The following is a 17,480-nucleotide window of genomic DNA, read 5'->3' as shown; positions in this document are numbered from 1 at the left end:
AGGGCGTTTTGCCAAAAACCCGCCTTCAAGAGACTATTTTGTCACAGGCTAGTCTAGAATGGATCCTTCGGGTGCCGGATCGCGCCTGGTTGACCATATTTCACCCAATTGGAGTGTTTTTTAATGCTTTTTACCCTTAAAAAAATCCTTGGTGGCCTACTGATGCCGCTGCCGCTGTTGATTTTACTGATGGGTGTCGGATTATTATTGTTATGGCTGACCCGCTGGCAACGGACCGCAAAGAGTTTGGTCAGCCTCGGCTGGGGGTGTTTATTGCTGCTAAGTCTGCAACCGGTGGCCGACCGATTGCTTTCGCCACTTGAAGCGGTGTATCCCACCTACCATGGACAGCAGAAGGGGATCGCCTATGTGGTTGTCTTGGGGGGTGGCTACACCTTTAACCCACTATGGGCACCCAGTTCAAATCTGATTAATAATAGTTTGCCGCGAGTGGCCGAAGGCATTCGTCTCTATCGAGATCATCCTGGGGCAAAACTGGTATTTACCGGCGCAGCGGCGGGTAAAAATCCGATCAGTAATGCGCAAACCGCGTCTCTGGTGGCGCAAAGTCTAGGGGTGCCAGTAGCGGATATCATCACGCTCGACCAGCCTCGGGATACACGTCAGGAAGCCGCCAGTATTAAGCTCCTGGTGGGCAAACAGCCGTTTTTATTGGTAACCTCGGCCAATCATCTGCCGAGAGCGATGGTATTTTTTGCCGCGCAGGGACTTTCCCCCCTGCCTGCACCGGCCAATCAAATGGCGATCACCAGCCCGTTAAATAGTTGGGAACGGGTCTTACCATCCCCACTGTGGCTGGAGCACGCCGATCGCGCTTGGTATGAAACCTTGGGTAGCGCCTGGCAGTGGTTAACCCGCAACACCACCCGTGATTGAAGTCAGCCTATTCCAGCCATGGCTGCAGTTCTCGGCCGGCCAATTCAAAGGCTGTGCGATCCAGCAGACCGGTATGGATATAACGCGCTGCCGCTTCCCAGATGCCATACACCCATCGCCGATAGAGAAAGGCTTCCGCCACCGGTGCTTTGCTCAAATAGTGAAACAGGAGATCGTTATCCATGCCCTCCTCGCTCAGGCGAAACAGGTCATATTCACGAGGTGCCCACAGCATGGGGCCAGGATTAAGCATGGCCAAGAGCTGGTCGCTACGTGGATCTTTAAGCATGCTGCGTAGGGTCAGATTGCCGTGAACCAAAACGCAATTGTCCTGAAAATCGGCAAATAATCGGTCAAGGCTTTGGCGGGTGCGAAACAGGAGATTACGGTCTTCATAGGTTAGCCGTGGTGCCGAGACTTTAAGTAATGTTGACCAGATAACGTCGACGCGTTGTGCGTACCATTTTGGCCAGGTATTTTCCTGGGTACTGTCCACAGTACCCACATAACCATGGCTGTCGATGCGGTGCCAGGCCAACATACTGTCGACGATGTGATCTTTAAGTGATATCCAACGCTGCGGGGTACGGGTGGGGGCTTCCGCTGAGACCCCGCGCAAGCGCTCCATCAATAGCAGTTCTTTATAGGGTGCCTGCTGGCTTACCACCAGCCCGAACACCGTTGGCAATCTGACTTCCCCCTCACGAGCCAGCATGGAGAGCTTATAGGCTTCCTGTTGGGCGATGCCTTGGCAAATATAGCTCTTCGCCAGCAATGAAAGTGGGTTACCTTCTTTATCATACATAGCATAAAGATGCGCATAAGGCTGTTCGCTGATCCGTTCGAGACGGCTTAATGATTCTCCCAATACTGCGCTTAACTCTGCTTTCAACCGTTCCATAACAGATCTGGCCTTTAGTGAATAAGCGAATATGCCCGTCATCATGCTGGCGTCATCGGCAAAATTCTTGATTTCAGATCAATCTTGAGGGGATCAGCCGCGCAAATTTAGCGCCGTTGCATCAGTTCACGCACCCGTTGCAGTTCTTCCTGGGTATCGACACCAATACCCGGAACTTGGCGTGCGACGGCAACATGAATTTTTTCGCCATACCAGAGTACTCGCAGTTGCTCCAGCATTTCAATCTGCTCAAGCTGGCTGGGCTGCCATTGCACATAACGGCGGATGAAACCGGCGCGGTAAGCGTAAATGCCGATATGGCGCAAAAACGTGTCGCCAATAGTGTCACGGGATAACGCGAAGCGTTCACGATCCCAAGGGATGGCCGCGCGGGAAAAATAAAGTGCAAAACCGCGAGAATCCATGACAACTTTAACAGCATTAGGATTAAACGCTTCTTCCGCTGTGGTGATCGGCACCGCCAGGGTCGCCATGCCGGCCTCGCAGTGCGCCAGATTATCGGCCACTTGACGAACAATCACCGGTGGAATTAAGGGTTCATCCCCCTGGATGTTGACGATGATCTGGCTGTCAGTGAACTGATAACGTTCAATCACTTCCGCCAGGCGTTCAGTGCCGGAGTGATGGTCGGCACGGGTCATGCACACCTCCCCCCCCGCCTGGCGCACCGCATCCACCACACCGTCATGATCAGTGGCAACAATGACCCGATCCGCGCCGGATTCCTGGGCCCGCTCCATCACATGCACCACCATGGGTTTACCATTAATATCCGCCAGGGGTTTACCAGGCAAACGGCTGGAAGCATACCGTGCCGGAATGATTGCGATAAAACTCATTGGTTAGTCTCATCAAGGGTCAGAGCACGCGCCTCACTTTCCAATAATACCGGAATGCCATCACGCACCGGATACGCCAGGGCATCCGATTTACAGATGAGTTCCTGCTTTTCTTTATTAAAATACAGCTTACCGTTACAAACTGGGCACGCCACGATTTCCAATAAACGATGATCCATAATTCCTCCGACTTACACATCCAGCGATGCGTCTTTGGCCGAGAGAATAGCATAATGCAGCGATGGGCGGGAATGGTTCCGATGTACCAGTAGCATCACCGCAGCACGGCGGTGGCACCGGGTTGCGATTTTTATTAACATTTCTGCAAAATAGTGTTGATCTCTAAATTCGAAGAGCGTAATATTTTTTGTGAGCTACATCACACTTTTGATAATTAAGAGACAAACCTGCCATGAAAACATTCAATAAAATAGTTGCTTTGTTTGCTAATTTTAGCCGCTAAGCCACAAAAAATCATCGTTCTCTCGGCCCGGCCATCATTGATGTCCGGGCCGATTGTTTTTTGGCAAGCCGTGGTTAATCGGTGTGGTTAGTTGGTAGTGGCGCGGAATCGCCCTTTGCGGATGATTGCCGCACATGCCTTGGCAACCCCACTAACACTATTGGTTATAGTGGTGAATTTTGTGTTCAATAGACGCTAATAGCCATGGTATAGCGTCTGGTGGTAGCTGCGCATTTACCGGTAAATACCACCAGTTAGGCTGGGCAAAATCACGGCACTTGACCGCATCCTTTTCGGTCATTAGCAATGTCTGGTGAGTCGTGGTCAAGACCACCAACCGATCCAGGCCATAGGATTGATGATCAGCAAAAGACACCTCTCGTTCAACATTCACCCCCAGCGCACGCAGTGTGGCAAAAAAACGCGCAGGGTAGCCAATTCCCGCCATCGCGACCACTGCGGGTAATTCGGTCACCGGGCAGGTTTGTCCACTCAGCACGTTTACCGCGTCGCCAGGAAGTAATTGCATCAGCACCTCGTCCGGCAATGCCGTGCCGCCGTTGACGATCACCGCATCAACACTGCGCAGACGGCCCGCACGCTCGCGCATGGGCCCTGCGGGCAACCACCAACCATTGCCGAAACGCCGTAAACCATCCACCACGACCCATTCAATATCCCGGCCCAATGCATAATGCTGCAAACCATCATCGGTGATGATCACATCCAACGGTTGGTGCGCGAGCAATGCCGCCACCGCGTCGGCTCGACGCGGTGACACGGCAACAGCGGCGCCAGTGCGCTGAAAAATCAGCACCGGTTCATCCCCCGCCTGCCCTGTGGTGGTAGTGGTGTCCAGCAGCAGTGGATAATGATCTGAACGCCCACCGTAACCTCTGGACACTACCCCTACCCGCCAGCCACGCCGTTGCAGTTGTTCAACCAGCCACAACACCACCGGGGTTTTGCCATTGCCACCGACGGTAAGATTACCCACAACCACTACCGCTACCGGAAAATGACGAACGTTACGCCATCCCAGGCGAAAACCGAGTTTGATCAGCCCGCTTATCAGACCGTACAGCCAGGAAAACGGCAGCAGCAGCCAATACCACCGCGAGCCGCCAAACCAGATGCGATTAATCATTACCGAATTGTAACCGGTGCAACTGGGCGTAGGCACCTTTGTGCGCCAATAAAATATCGTGCGCTCCGCGTTCCACGATACGGCCATCTTCGACGACCAGTATTTCATCCGCTTTTTCGATGGTGGATAGCCGATGGGCAATCACCAGTGAGGTACGGTTTTTCTGCAACGCGTCCAATGCCTGTTGAATGGCACGCTCAGATTCTGTGTCCAATGCCGACGTGGCCTCGTCAAGAATCAACAGCGGGCAATCGCGCAACAGGGCTCGTGCAATGGCGATGCGCTGACGCTGCCCACCGGAGAGCAATACGCCGTTCTCGCCGATGACCGTATCAAGCCCCTGCTCCATTTTATCAATAAAATCCATGGCAAAAGCCATACGGGCTGCGTGCTCTACTTGCTCGCGAGAAAATTGGTCTTGGCGGGCGTAGGCGATGTTGTTAGCAATGGTGTCATTAAATAAATGGACATTTTGCGATACCAGCGCCACCTGGTTACGCAAGGAGGCCAGTTCATATTCACGCAGATCGTGACCATCAAGCAGCACCGCCCCCTGCTGTACGTCGTAAAATCGAGTCAGCAGGTTGGCAATAGTAGACTTGCCGGAACCGGATCGCCCGACCAACGCCACCGTTTTACCCGCCGGAATGACCAGACTGATATTCCGTAGCGATGGGATCTCGCTGCCTGGATAGAAAAAAGTCACATCGCGGAATTCCACATCGCCACGTGCACGATCAATGACCAGCGTACCCTCGTCTTTTTCCCGTTCCATATCCAAAATGGTAAACAGCGTTTGGCACGCAGCCATACCACGTTGAAACTGGGCATTAACATTGGTCAGCGATTTTAACGGGCGCATCAAAGCAATCATGGAGGAGAACACCACTGTGATGGTACCGGCAGTCAGGTTTTGCATGACACTCGGAAAACTGGCGGCATACAGAACAAAAGCCAGTGCCAGCGATGCGATAAACTGAATCACCGGATCTGACACTGATGAAGCGGAAACCATCTTCATGCCCTGTTGGCGCATGCGATTGCTCACGTGGTTAAAGCGTTCGTTTTCCACTTTTTGGCCACCAAAAATCAAGACTTCCTTGTGGCCTTTCAGCATTTGTTCGGCGCTAGTGGTCACCTGCCCCATGGTGTTTTGCATATTTTTGCTGATACTGCGAAAACGTTTCGAGACGAGGCGAATGGCGATGGACACGATGGGGGCAATGACCACCAGAATCAGAGAAAGCTGCCAACTGTAATAAAACATCATGATAAACAGGCCGATGATCGAGGCTGTTTCACGGATCACCGTGATCAACGCGCCGGACGACGAGGAGGCCACCTGTTCAGAATCATAAGTAATACGTGACAATAGCGTGCCCGTAGACTGCTGGTCAAAAAACGATACCGGCATGGCCATCATATGGCTAAACAACCGCCTACGCATATGCATAACCACTTTACCCGACACCCACGATACACAATAGCTGGAAACAAAACTGGTCACGCCCCGCACCATCATCAGCCCGATAACCGCCAGCGGCATCCAGACCAAAATACTGGTGTTAGTTTTACCAAAACCCTCATCCAGCAGCGGTTTTAACAATGACAGCATCAGGGTGTCGCTGGCAGCGTTAAGGACCAACGCAGTGGCCGCTACGATCAGCCCCGTTTTAAAAGGAGAGATCATCGGCCATAAGCGACGGAATGTCTGCCAGGTGGAGAGATCTTTATCATTGAGCATTCAGTTAACCAGGCGAAGTCTAAATAGCCGACCATTCTACCCATTATCGGCCGGGACGCCAAACCACTGGTGGTACCATCGCGGCATTATTTGTTCTCGATACCCTTTTATCACCCATTTATCACGATAAAAGCGCACGCTCAGTTGACCAGAATGCGCAGTATCGTACCAAGGGATGCCATGACGCTGATAGCGCGCCATGACAACGGGCGCAGGTAAGCGCCATGGACTGAACCGCGCCGCCGATGCCAGCGCGGCTCTGGGGCTGACCGCCGTTAAAAATGCGCGGGTGGAGGATGTTTTGCTGCCATGGTGAGGCACTTGCAAGATATCTGCTCGCAGGCTAAGGCGTGCGGAACTCACTAAGGCTCGCTCGGACGGCCCTTCGATATCGCCGGTCAGTAATACGCTAAATCTGCCATCATTAATTTTCACCACACAGGAGTCATCATTACCGGCTTTTTTCACCTGCGACGGCGGCCACAGCACGCTAAAGTGCAAACCCTGCCAGCGCCAGCTACGCCCGCGCACGCAGGGGAAATGGTCGCGGCGACGGTAAGAGCTGGCCACCGGGATCCCCGGATAGAGACGTTTGAGCGTATTAAGACCCCCGATATGATCCTGATGGCTGTGGCTAAGCATGATCGCCTCTGGCGTCAGCCCGCGCCATTTGAGATACGGCACAATCTCCGCCTTGCCGATATCGCCGCCACGCCAGCCTGCACCGGTATCGTATAACAATGCCTTGCCGTTGCGTTCAATGGCGATCGCCAGCCCGTGTCCAACATCCAGCATATCCAGACGCCAGCGCGGTATATCAACCCTTTCCCGCTGCGCCATAAACAATAAAACAATGGCCACCAGATTCATCCGGTAGGTGCGCCACCAGCCGAAGCGCCACACGATCACCGCCAGCCAGCCGCACAAACTTAACAGGATACCGGCGTCGGTGAGTTCAACCCATCCATCTCGTAACCACGGCAGGGGCTTGAAGACCCAGGTTAGCGATCCATCGGCCAATGACCACAACAGTCGGCTGGCTGAGAGCCAAAAAGACAGGCAGACGGCGGATAGCACCAGCGGTGTGGTGACAAATGAAACCAACGGGACAGCCCAAAGGTTGGCGGGCAATGACCAAGGATTAGCGCCGTGGAATAAGCCCCACTGCAGTGGTAACAACAATAGGGTCATGCCAACCTGCAAATGCAGCCAACGCAGCCATGCCCAGCGCAGGCCCGATTGGCACCGCACCGGCAGCGGTGCCCACTGGAACCAGAAGATCAGCGCTGCCACGGCCAGACAGGACAACCAAAGACTGCTGGACAAAATAGCCAGTGGATCGCTGGCGAGAATCAACCCTACGCACCATAACCAGACCTGCCACGGGCTACAGCGTACGCCACGCATACGCAGCGTTATCCATAGACTCAGCGCCACCAGCGCCCGCATGGCCGGGAAATTAGCACCGGACAACCAAACATAACCCGCGGCGGTCAGCCAGCTCACCATCAACGGCAGCGCCGGTGAAATCCACCCCATTGGCAGAAAAAACTGCCCACCACGCGCCACCAGCCAGCCAAACAGCGCCGCCAGGGAAATGTGCAGGCCTGAGATAGCCATTAAATGGGCGGTACCGGTTTGCTGGAGCACCAGGCGAATGTCCTCCGGCATGGTTTTACTGTCGCCAAACGCCAGCGCCATAAGAATTGATGGCCAACGCAAGCCGTGGAATTGCTGGCGGCTATGATCAATTAACCGCTGGCGCAGCCCGCAGCGCGCATCGATGGCTCTGGCTTTAATCACCCTTCCCACGAGGGGTTGATGGTTAGCCACCGCCCAACGCTGGCTATCGAAGCCGCCTTGGTTTAACCGGCTGTGCTGTGGGCGCAGCTTTACGATCATTTGCCATTGCTGGCCGGCGCACCAGGGCTCAGGAAGTTTGGCCCAGGTTACTGCGGCATATACCGGCGGGAAAATCCGCTGCCCCCCGGCGGAGGTCAGCTTGATGACCGCACCGGATCGGGCATGATCGGCATGGTAGAGACTGACGATCTGCGCCCGCACCACCAGCCGGGGCTGAGATAGCTGCGTTGCTTGAGTTAATAACTGTGCGGCGCCAAAACATCCCCAGGTGAAAGCGGCTAGCGCTAGTGCCGCCAAACGACATCCCGGTAGGCGAATCCCAATCAGTAGCCAAGCAGCGGCGGCGATGCCACAACGCAAAACGTCAGACGGCAATTCAGGCAACCAGATTAACGGCATAATGCCAATAATGACCGCCAGCGCGAGCTGGCTTAATGATAGCGGCATCGGCACTGCACGAGATTAGGTGTAGGCATAAGGCAAGCATCCTGTTGAGGCACAGGCAGCCGATATTACCCCGCTTTCGACCTGATGCTAGTGTCCTGCAAGTGACTTGCATCGGGCGTAGCAAGCCTTTTCTACCGCGTACATTATCTTAGAGAAAAGTAGAACCCGCCTTGCAAATCCGGATGCGCCGAACCCCCTTTAGACATAAAAAAGGCCCCCGGAGGCATCGATTTTCGTTTCAAGTGCAATTTTTATGCATGATTTTAGTTGCCACCTTAATTAAAAATACCCTGTATTTACTCATTAAATAAAGTGCATGTAATACGATGTACTTACCCTGCATTTCAGGTTGTTGTTTAACTATCGTACAAAAACACGTGGTATTATTGCGTTGCCGCCAGTGGCGATCACGATCTGACGGTGGAATAACGCATGAAAAGATTGTGTGTGTTATGCCTTGCTGTCGCTCCGGGACTGTCATGGGCTGATAGTGCTGGTTGCGCAAAGGTCGGGGCATCGATGTATGTAGCGTTAACAGCCGCTGTAGTGCGCGATCTGCATATCGATGCTGGGTCGCTGCAAGAGAAACACGCTTCGGTCGACATTCTGGCAATAACACCGGTGTCTGAAGTATTCGCCGAGCAGTTAGCGACCACAGATAGTGAAATGCAAACCGGGATTACGCTCAAGAAAGAGGACTTTTTCGAAAGCTATTATACAAACGGAGCAAAAAACATTACGGCGAAATACACCTTTACAGACGGGAAGAGTAGGCGCGATGTTTTCATCGCTTACAGCTTACTGAATAACGATGAATGTTCAGTACGTTTTAATGGATATTTGACGCTATCCCGCGAGTTCTAAACGCTAATGATGTTATCAAAAAACCTTCAGGGCTTCAGAGAAAGCAGAACGCGATCGCGACATTCGGCCGCTAAAAAAGAGAACCCCACGAAAAACATGGGGTGCTTCAGCAAGCTGAAAAGGCACCCAAAGGTGCCTTTTTATGCGACTAACGATAACGCGGTTGCGTTTAAAAAAACGCAGCGTTATACGCTGTAAATATTGGCGCGGTCACGCAGCTCTTTGCCGGGTTTGAAATGGGGGACATATTTGCCTTCCAGTTCAACTTTATCGCCGGTTTTAGGGTTACGTCCGACACGCGGTGCACGGTAGTGAAGCGAAAAGCTGCCGAAACCACGAATTTCGATGCGCTCACCACTGGCAAGGGTTGTCGCCATATGTTCGAGCATCTCTTTCACGGCATCTTCCACGACTTTCGCCGGGATGTGAGCGTGCTGGCCAGCAAGTCTTTCAATAAGTTCAGACTTGGTCATAAATCCTCCAAGTTTGCATACCTCGCCAAAGGCAAGTATGCAACTAGCTTAGCTACCGTCCAGGAGCGGGTAATTATCCGCTCCACCATTATTATTCGCCTTTAGCTGCTTTGAACGCTTCAGCCATTGCGCTGGAGAAGTTGCTGGTATCTTCCTGCTTGTTGGTGCTGTTCACAGTGGCGATAGCATCTTTCTCATCAGCTTCATCCTTGGCACGAACGGACAGGCTGACAACACGATTTTTGCGATCAACGCCGGTGAATTTAGCTTCAACATCATCGCCAACATTCAGAACCAGAGTAGCATCTTCAATGCGGTCACGGGAAGCTTCGGAAGCACGCAGGTAGCCTTCAACGCCGCCAGCTAATTCAACTGTAGCACCTTTTGCGTCCACTGCAGTGACTTTACCGGTAACAATCGTGCCTTTCTTGTTCAAAGACAGATAGTTATTAAACGGATCTTCAGCCAGTTGTTTCACGCCCAGTGAAATACGTTCGCGCTCTGCATCAACCTGCAGAACTACGGCCGCAATTTCGTCGCCTTTCTTGTATTCGCGCACGGCTTCTTCGCCGGCTACATTCCAGGAGATATCGGACAGATGAACCAGACCGTCAATGCCGCCTTCCAGACCGATGAAGATACCGAAGTCAGTGATTGACTTGATCTTGCCTTCAACGCGATCACCCTTGTTATGGGTTTCGGCGAACAGCTGCCACGGGTTGGATTTGCATTGTTTCAGACCCAGGGAGATACGGCGACGTTCTTCGTCGATATCCAGAACCATGACTTCAACCACATCACCCACGTTAACAACCTTGGACGGATGGATGTTTTTGTTGGTCCAATCCATTTCTGAAACGTGCACCAGGCCTTCAACGCCTTCTTCGATTTCAACGAAGCAGCCGTAGTCAGTCAGGTTGGTAACACGTCCGGTCAGGCGAGTGCTTTCCGGATAACGTTTCGCGATAGCAACCCAAGGATCTTCGCCAAGCTGTTTCAAGCCGAGAGAAACACGGGTACGTTCACGATCGAATTTCAGTACCTTAACGGTGATTTCGTCGCCAACATTCACGATTTCGCTCGGATGCTTAACACGCTTCCAGGCCATGTCGGTGATATGCAGCAAGCCATCCACGCCACCCAGGTCAACAAACGCGCCGTAGTCGGTAAGGTTCTTGACGATACCCTTAACTTCCATGCCTTCCTGCAGATTTTCCAGCAGTTGGTCGCGTTCAGCACTATTTTCGGACTCGATAACCGCGCGGCGAGAAACCACGACGTTGTTACGCTTCTGGTCCAGCTTGATCACTTTAAACTCAAGCTCTTTGCCTTCCAGATGCAGGGTATCGCGTACCGGACGCACGTCTACCAGTGAACCTGGCAGGAACGCACGGATGCCGTTCAGTTCGACGGTGAAACCGCCCTTCACTTTACCATTGATGATGCCGGTAACAGTCGCGGCTTCTTCATAGGCTTTTTCCAGCATCAACCAGGCTTCATGACGCTTGGCTTTTTCGCGAGACAACAGCGTCTCACCGAAACCGTCTTCCACTGCATCAAGAGCAACGTCAACCTGATCGCCAACCTTGATTTCCAGTTCGCCCTGAGCATTTTTAAACTGCTCAATGGGAATAGCGGATTCGGACTTCAGACCGGCGTCAACCAGTACGACATCCTTATCGATGGAAACAACGGTACCGCGAACAATGGAACCGGGACGGGTTTCGATTTCTTTCAGGGATTCTTCAAAGAGTTGAGCAAAAGATTCTGTCATATTTGATAATCTTCAGGTGTTTTTGATTAACGTCCATCCGGCATCCTGCTCGATGGGGTTGTTTTACACGCCCCCTTGCTGATCCTTGCAAAGGGGTTAGGGGTTATGGTATCTAAGGCTACGACAACGCCAAAATACGCCTAGAATGCACCAACGCCTCGGCTATCACTTCATCAATAGTCATGCGAGTGGAATCCAGTACCAGAGCATCCGGTGCAGGAACCAAAGGTGCCACTGTGCGGCTTCTGTCGCGCTCGTCCCTTTCTTTTATCTCAGATAAAAGGCGTTCAAAGTTAACACTAAAGCCCTTTTCCTGCAACTGCCGCATGCGGCGATGGGCTCTTTCTTCCGAAGAAGCATCGAGAAAAATCTTTACCGGTGCGTCGACAAACACCACCGTCCCCATGTCTCGCCCGTCGGCGATAAGGCCTGGGGCCTCGCGAAACGCGCGTTGCCGGCGCAATAGCGCCTCACGCACCCGCGGAAAAGCGGCAATTTTCGAGGCGGTATTACCCACGTTCTCATTGCGGATTTCGTTGCTGACATCCTCACCCTCAAGGACGATTTCCAACTCACCGGCTTTTACCTTAAAACAAACATCGAGATTCGCGGCCAGCGGCACCAGCGCCTCCTCGGCGTTGATATCCACCTGATGATGCAAGGCCGCCAACGCCAACACGCGATAAATAGCACCGGAATCAAGCAAATGCCACCCCAACGTTTCCGCCAAGGCTTTACACAGCGTACCTTTCCCCGCACCGCTCGGTCCATCGATGGTGATCACTGGGACTACAGCTGCCATTATATTCTCCTCTCAGCGGTGATTTTTTGTTCGAATGCATCTTAAGTGTCGCGGTACATTATACGCATCATGGGTCGCAAAGGTTAACCTTAGGTGCCAGGAACCCAGGAACGGTAGCAAAATTTAGGATATTTCCAGGCAATGACAACAGAGTAGCCGGTCAGTGTTCTGGTTACCCAACCCGGCGTAGGGGGTATTCGCCGGGCTGGGGACACATTCACAACGCTGATTAGGCCAGGGTACTCATGGCGGCCAACTGCTGGAAATAATCCGGAAAGGTTTTATTGGTACATTTGGGATCGAGGATGGTTACCGGGGTATCGGACAATGCCACCAACGAAAAACACATGGCCATACGGTGATCGTTATAGGTGTCGATGCGCGCGGAGTGCAACCGCGCCGGCGGCGTGATGACAATATAGTCTTGCCCTTCTTCAACCACCGCGCCCACCTTACGTAATTCTGCCGCCATTGCCGCCAGTCGGTCGGTTTCCTTAACTCGCCAATTATAGATATTACGCAAGGTGGTGACACCACGGGCAAACAGCGCGGTTGTGGCAATCGTCATGGCGGCGTCCGGGATATGGTTCATATCCATATCCACCCCATGCAATTCCCCGCGAGTGCATTCTATAAAGTCGTCGCCCCAGCGGATCACCGCACCCATTTGCGCCAATACATCGGCAAAACGAATATCGCCCTGCACGCTGTTTTTGCCGATACCCGTCACGCGGACCGTGCCACCCTTGATGGCGGCGGCCGCCAGAAAATAGGAGGCGGATGACGCATCTCCTTCCACTAAATAGTCGCCTGGCGAACGGTATTCCTGCCGGCCTTGTACCTGAAAACTGCGGTAGTCCTCATTATGCACCTCGATACCGAAGGTTTTCATCAGCGCCAGGGTGATATCAATATACGGCTTGGACACCAGATCGCCCTTGATCCGGATGACGGTATCTTCGGCAGCCAGCGGTGCGGTCATCAGCAAAGCGGTCAAAAACTGGCTGGACACGCTGCCATCAACGGTAATATCGCCGCCACGAAAGCCGCCGCGCAGGCGCAGCGGCGGGTAATTTTCCTGCTCGATATAGTCAATTTTCGCCCCACCCTGGCGCAGCGCATCCACTAAATGGCCGATGGGCCGCTCTTTCATTCGCGGTTCGCCGGTAAGCTGAACGTCATGCTGGCCCAAACACAGAACTGCAGCAAGGGGGCGCATTGCGGTGCCGGCATTGCCGAGGAACAACGTAAGGGGAACCGGCGCCGTCAGGCTGTGGCCCAGCCCGTCGATTTCACAGCCTCGGCGATCGGCGCTCAGTCGGTAAACCACACCGAGCGCGCCAAGTGCATCCAGCATATGCCGGACATCGTCGCTGTCGAGCAGGTTGGTCAGACGCGTGGTGCCACGGGCCAGGGCCGCCAGCAGCAGTGCCCGATTCGATACGCTTTTCGAACCAGGGAGATTGAGGGTACCGTCGATATGTGCAACCGGTTGTAGGGTCAGGGATTCCAGCATGTAAAACACGTTCTCCAACAAATAAAACCTCACCGACCACGACCACTGGGCCGGGGCGGTGAAAAAAGGTATTCCGGTCATACGTCACCTTGACCGGGGGGAAATCAGCCGTGACGTTTGACAAACCCGGACATAAAGTCAACCAGCGCCTCTACCCCGGCCAGCGGCATGGCGTTATACAGCGAAGCCCGCATACCGCCGACGACCCGATGGCCTTTCAGGGCGTGCAGACCTGCGGCGAGGGATTCTTCAAGGAATAATTTATCCAGGGCGGCGTCCGCCAGTAAAAACGGGATGTTCATGCGCGAACGGTTGGCCGATGCCACATCGTTGCGATAAAAGCCGCTTTGGTCAATATACTGATACAACGTCTGCGCCTTGGCTTGGTTGCGTTTATCAATCTCCACCAGTCCACCCTGTTCTTTTAACCACGTAAACACCAGGCCGGAGAGATACCAGGCAAACGTCGGTGGGGTATTGAACATGGAATCGTTTTTCGCCAACACCTGATAATCCAGCGCCGATGGCAGCTCGCGACGCGCGTTGCCGAGCAGGTCATCACGCACAATCACCAGCGTCAGGCCGGCCGGGCCGATATTTTTTTGCGCACCAGCGTAAATCACGCCGAAACGGCTGACGTCCAGCGGACGGGAGAGGATGGTCGAGGAAAAATCAGCCACTACCACTTTGTCGCCAAAGTCCGGCAGTTCGTCAATGGCCAAGCCATCGATGGTTTCATTCGGGCAGTAATGCACATAGGTGCTATCGGATGAAAGCGCCCATTCCTTCATAGGCAGGATCCCACGTTGACCATTTACTCGCGTTTTGACATCAATAACCCGCGGGTCGCAATATTTGCGCGCTTCGTCAATCGCGCAATGTGCCCAATAGCCACCATCAATGTAATCGGCGCTGCCGTTCACACCCAGCAGATTCAGCGGCACAGCGGCGAACTGTGCACGGGCACCACCTTGGCTGAACAAAACCTTGTAATTATCTGGGATTTTAAGCAGATCACGCAGATCCTGCTCGGATTCATTGGCCATCTCGATAAATTCTTTACTGCGGTGGCTGATTTCCATCACCGACATACCCAATCCACGCCAGTTTCTTAATTCCTGTTCCGCGCGGCGCAAAACTTCCGCCGGAATCATCGCCGGACCGGCGCTAAAATTAAACACCTGATTCATTTCCCCTCACCACTTGGCCAAAAAATTAGTGTATACCCGCCATCATCCAAATAACCGTTACGTTAGCAACGCTCATTCACCTCAACCACTCAGTAAGCTCAGGGTTCTCGCGTGCCACCTTCGGGCAAGTTGAAAGCGATTGGGCATTTAAATGCGCTATACCCTAAATACGTCCAGTTGCAGGAAGGTGCCAACGCAATGACAAATCAGTTTGGAACGAATTTGAACCGCGCTTGCGCTGGCTCAAAGGTGAACCTCAGGGATGAAATTCATCAATCCCCAGTCACTTACACTGGTAAGTGACTGGGGTGAGCGAGAACAGCCAACACCTGCAACGTGAAGTATGAAGGATATACTGTTTTTATCACTCACCTTCGGGCCTCGCAATGGTTATTGCGTATGTTACGCAATATTCCCTCTCACATGGTGACAACGCCAAACCGCGAGGGAGTCGGCAATGGTTGTCTATTGCGCGGCTGCGCACGTGAGAATACATGGAGCCGTGCGAGAAAACACCGTATTATACAGCCTTCAAGACAATAAGAAGAGAACCTGCATGTCACAAACATTTATACCCGGCAAAGACGCCGCGCTGGAGGATACGATCGCTCGTTTCTACCAGCGGCTCGGCGATTTAGGTTTTACTATAGAAGAGGCCTCATGGCTCAATCCGGTTCCCCATGTCTGGTCAGTGCATATTCGCGATCGTGACTGTCCTTTGTGTTTTAGCAATGGCAAAGGCGCCAGTAAACAGGCTGCATTGGCCTCGGCATTGGGTGAATATTTCGAGCGTTTATCCACCAACTATTTTTTTGCGGATTTTTATCTCGGCACGACTATCGCCAATGGCGAGTTTGTCCATTATCCGAACGAAAAGTGGTTTGCCCTGCCCACGGATGACCGCCTGCCCGATGGCATCCTTGATGAGGCATTGCGCACGTTTTACGATCCGGACCAGGAGTTGACCGCCGGCATGCTGGTGGATATGCAGTCCTCCAACGCCGCGCGCGGCATCTGTGCCCTGCCCTTTGTCCGCATGTCAGATGGCCAGACGGTTTATATCCCGATGAATATTATCGGTAATCTCTATGTATCCAACGGCATGTCAGCGGGTAATACAGCCAATGAAGCCAGGGTGCAGGCGCTTTCAGAAGTGTTCGAACGCCATATTAAAAACCGTATTATCGCCGAATCCATCAGTCTGCCGGCTATCCCGTCCAGCGTCCTGTCACGTTATCCTGGTGTGGTCGAGGCGATCGGCCGTCTGGAAGCCGAGGGGTTTCCGATTTTTGCCTATGACGCCTCCTTGGGTGGTGTTTACCCCGTGATTTGTGTCGTGCTTTTCAATCCAGACAATGGGACCTGTTTTGCCTCTTTCGGTGCCCATCCGGATTTTGGGGTGGCGTTGGAACGCACGGTGACTGAACTGTTACAGGGCCGGGAGCTTAAAGATCTGGATGTTTTCACGCCACCTACCTTTGATGAAGATGAAGTGGCCGAGCAAACCAATCTGGAAACCCACTTCATCGACTCAAGCGGCTTGATTTCCTGGGATCTGTTCAAACAAGACGCCGATTATGCCTTTGTGGATTGGGATTTCAGTGGCGGCACCGCCGAGGAGTTCACCACGCTGATGGCCATATTCCAGCAGCAGGACGCGCCGGTTTATATTGCAGATTATGAGCATCTTGGCGTATATGGCTGCCGAATTTTGGTGCCCGGCATGTCGGACATTTATCCAGTGGAAGATTTGCTGATGGCCAACAATGCCATGGCCATTCATCTGCGCGATACCATTACCAGTCTACCCGGCAGCCATTGGCCCAAGGCGCGCTACCTGGCGCTGATTGAACAATTGGACGATGAGGGATTGGATGATTTTACCCGCGTGCGGGAACTACTCGGCCTGGCGACCGGCAAAAACAACGGTTGGTACACCCTGCGGGTGGGCGAACTGAAGGTGATGCTGGCACTGGCGGGCGGCGATCTTGAGCAAGCGCTGCTGTGGGCCGAGTGGACCCGGGATTTCAATATCTCGGTTTTTTCCCCACAACGGGAGACCTTTTACCGTTGTTTGCAAACACTGCTACAGTTGTCCCAAGAGCAGCACCGCGATCCACGCCAGTACCACGCAGCCTTTAGCCGCATGTATGGCGAGGATACTCTGGCGCGGGCGCTGGCGGCGCTCAACGGCGAGAACTGTTTTGATGGTCTGTTTGATATTGACAGCGACCTGCTGGCCCTGCCTGCGCATCGTGCGCTGCTGGCGGCTTACGAGAAGCTGCAGGAGGCCAAGCGCCGCTACTGGCAGCGCAACGCCTAACATGATGGTGTCCCGCAACACCTGTCAGCGGCGCTGGCGGTGGTTTGCGGGACACAACTTTGACATTAGGCTCAATCGGTAGTACTTATCGCCTTGGTGCACATTAACACCTATTGGTTATAGATCAGAATGACCTGTATTCCGGTTAAAACAGCTGAGGTAAAATAACGTTGATTGAAACGTTTTCGGCTGTGGTTTATTGTTTCACAAAAGTAA

14 protein-coding genes are annotated in these 17,480 nt (G+C 53.1%); 3 read left to right on the top strand and 11 right to left on the bottom strand.

The window, feature by feature from the left end; all coding sequences use genetic code 11:
• The first annotated feature begins 123 nt into the window (after positions 1–123).
• Entirely contained in the window at positions 124–897 is a 774-nt protein-coding gene (elyC, locus tag SJI19_RS08890) for an envelope biogenesis factor ElyC (protein ID WP_323477891.1), read from the top strand.
• Positions 898–904: 7 nt separating this feature from the next.
• On the opposite strand, the gene SJI19_RS08885 is transcribed toward elyC, so the two are convergent.
• From SJI19_RS08885 to SJI19_RS08860, 6 genes are all read right to left on the bottom strand, one after another.
• A complete protein-coding gene (locus SJI19_RS08885; protein ID WP_323477890.1) occupies positions 905–1,798 on the bottom strand; it encodes a YcbJ family phosphotransferase in 894 nt (297 codons plus the stop codon).
• A gap of 107 nt (positions 1,799–1,905) precedes the next feature.
• A complete protein-coding gene (gene kdsB / locus SJI19_RS08880; RefSeq protein ID WP_323477889.1) occupies positions 1,906–2,658 on the bottom strand; it encodes a 3-deoxy-manno-octulosonate cytidylyltransferase in 753 nt (250 codons plus the stop codon).
• Positions 2,655–2,837, bottom strand: a complete 183-nt coding sequence (locus SJI19_RS08875; protein ID WP_162365646.1) for a Trm112 family protein — start codon at positions 2,835–2,837, stop codon at positions 2,655–2,657. Before SJI19_RS08875 ends, kdsB begins: the two co-directional genes overlap by 4 nt.
• A gap of 441 nt (positions 2,838–3,278) precedes the next feature.
• Entirely contained in the window at positions 3,279–4,268 is a 990-nt protein-coding gene (gene lpxK, locus SJI19_RS08870; protein ID WP_323477888.1) for a tetraacyldisaccharide 4'-kinase, read from the bottom strand.
• Positions 4,261–6,012 carry a lipid A ABC transporter ATP-binding protein/permease MsbA gene (gene msbA / locus SJI19_RS08865; RefSeq protein WP_323477887.1) on the bottom strand — a complete coding sequence of 584 codons (1,752 nt, stop codon included), beginning with the start codon at positions 6,010–6,012 and terminating at the stop codon, positions 4,261–4,263. Before msbA ends, lpxK begins: the two co-directional genes overlap by 8 nt.
• A gap of 36 nt (positions 6,013–6,048) precedes the next feature.
• Complete coding sequence (locus SJI19_RS08860) at positions 6,049–8,322, bottom strand: ComEC family protein (protein ID WP_323477886.1); 2,274 nt, start codon at positions 8,320–8,322, stop codon at positions 6,049–6,051.
• A gap of 432 nt (positions 8,323–8,754) precedes the next feature.
• Here SJI19_RS08860 and SJI19_RS08855 point away from each other — a divergent pair, with 432 nt between their 5' ends.
• On the top strand, positions 8,755–9,186 hold the full coding sequence (locus SJI19_RS08855) for a Shiga toxin A subunit (RefSeq protein WP_323477885.1): 432 nt from the start codon (positions 8,755–8,757) through the stop codon (positions 9,184–9,186).
• A 185-nt stretch (positions 9,187–9,371) separates the two neighbouring features.
• On the opposite strand, the gene ihfB is transcribed toward SJI19_RS08855, so the two are convergent.
• From ihfB to serC, 5 genes are all read right to left on the bottom strand, one after another.
• Positions 9,372–9,659, bottom strand: a complete 288-nt coding sequence (gene ihfB, locus SJI19_RS08850; RefSeq protein WP_323477884.1) for an integration host factor subunit beta — start codon at positions 9,657–9,659, stop codon at positions 9,372–9,374.
• Positions 9,660–9,750: 91 nt separating this feature from the next.
• Positions 9,751–11,433 carry a 30S ribosomal protein S1 gene (rpsA, locus tag SJI19_RS08845; RefSeq protein ID WP_323477883.1) on the bottom strand — a complete coding sequence of 561 codons (1,683 nt, stop codon included), beginning with the start codon at positions 11,431–11,433 and terminating at the stop codon, positions 9,751–9,753.
• 118 nt (positions 11,434–11,551) lie between these two features.
• The gene (cmk, locus tag SJI19_RS08840) at positions 11,552–12,235 is read right to left on the bottom strand and encodes a (d)CMP kinase (protein WP_323477882.1); all 684 of its coding nucleotides are present in this window, start codon (positions 12,233–12,235) and stop codon (positions 11,552–11,554) included.
• A gap of 229 nt (positions 12,236–12,464) precedes the next feature.
• Positions 12,465–13,748, bottom strand: a complete 1,284-nt coding sequence (gene aroA, locus SJI19_RS08835; protein ID WP_323477942.1) for a 3-phosphoshikimate 1-carboxyvinyltransferase — start codon at positions 13,746–13,748, stop codon at positions 12,465–12,467.
• 107 nt (positions 13,749–13,855) lie between these two features.
• Positions 13,856–14,941 carry a 3-phosphoserine/phosphohydroxythreonine transaminase gene (gene serC, locus SJI19_RS08830; protein ID WP_323477881.1) on the bottom strand — a complete coding sequence of 362 codons (1,086 nt, stop codon included), beginning with the start codon at positions 14,939–14,941 and terminating at the stop codon, positions 13,856–13,858.
• Positions 14,942–15,497: 556 nt separating this feature from the next.
• On the opposite strand from serC, the gene ycaO reads away from it, so the two are divergent.
• A complete protein-coding gene (ycaO, locus tag SJI19_RS08825; RefSeq protein ID WP_323477880.1) occupies positions 15,498–17,264 on the top strand; it encodes a 30S ribosomal protein S12 methylthiotransferase accessory factor YcaO in 1,767 nt (588 codons plus the stop codon).
• Positions 17,265–17,480 lie beyond the last annotated feature (216 nt).

Origin of the sequence: Acerihabitans sp. TG2 (genome assembly GCF_035013185.1) — a bacterium.
Taxonomy (GTDB): domain Bacteria; phylum Pseudomonadota; class Gammaproteobacteria; order Enterobacterales; family Enterobacteriaceae; genus Acerihabitans.
This window is presented reverse-complemented; position numbering and strand designations above follow the sequence as displayed.

Coding starts and splice junctions, on each gene's coding strand:
- elyC (WP_323477891.1), top strand. CDS start 124: ATGCTTTTTACCCTTAAAAAAATCCTTGGTGGCCTACTGATGCCGCTG.
- SJI19_RS08885 (WP_323477890.1), bottom strand. CDS start 1,798: ATGGAACGGTTGAAAGCAGAGTTAAGCGCAGTATTGGGAGAATCATTA.
- kdsB (WP_323477889.1), bottom strand. CDS start 2,658: ATGAGTTTTATCGCAATCATTCCGGCACGGTATGCTTCCAGCCGTTTG.
- SJI19_RS08875 (WP_162365646.1), bottom strand. CDS start 2,837: ATGGATCATCGTTTATTGGAAATCGTGGCGTGCCCAGTTTGTAACGGT.
- lpxK (WP_323477888.1), bottom strand. CDS start 4,268: ATGATTAATCGCATCTGGTTTGGCGGCTCGCGGTGGTATTGGCTGCTG.
- msbA (WP_323477887.1), bottom strand. CDS start 6,012: ATGCTCAATGATAAAGATCTCTCCACCTGGCAGACATTCCGTCGCTTA.
- SJI19_RS08860 (WP_323477886.1), bottom strand. CDS start 8,322: ATGCCGCTATCATTAAGCCAGCTCGCGCTGGCGGTCATTATTGGCATT.
- SJI19_RS08855 (WP_323477885.1), top strand. CDS start 8,755: ATGAAAAGATTGTGTGTGTTATGCCTTGCTGTCGCTCCGGGACTGTCA.
- ihfB (WP_323477884.1), bottom strand. CDS start 9,659: ATGACCAAGTCTGAACTTATTGAAAGACTTGCTGGCCAGCACGCTCAC.
- rpsA (WP_323477883.1), bottom strand. CDS start 11,433: ATGACAGAATCTTTTGCTCAACTCTTTGAAGAATCCCTGAAAGAAATC.
- cmk (WP_323477882.1), bottom strand. CDS start 12,235: ATGGCAGCTGTAGTCCCAGTGATCACCATCGATGGACCGAGCGGTGCG.
- serC (WP_323477881.1), bottom strand. CDS start 14,941: ATGAATCAGGTGTTTAATTTTAGCGCCGGTCCGGCGATGATTCCGGCG.
- ycaO (WP_323477880.1), top strand. CDS start 15,498: ATGTCACAAACATTTATACCCGGCAAAGACGCCGCGCTGGAGGATACG.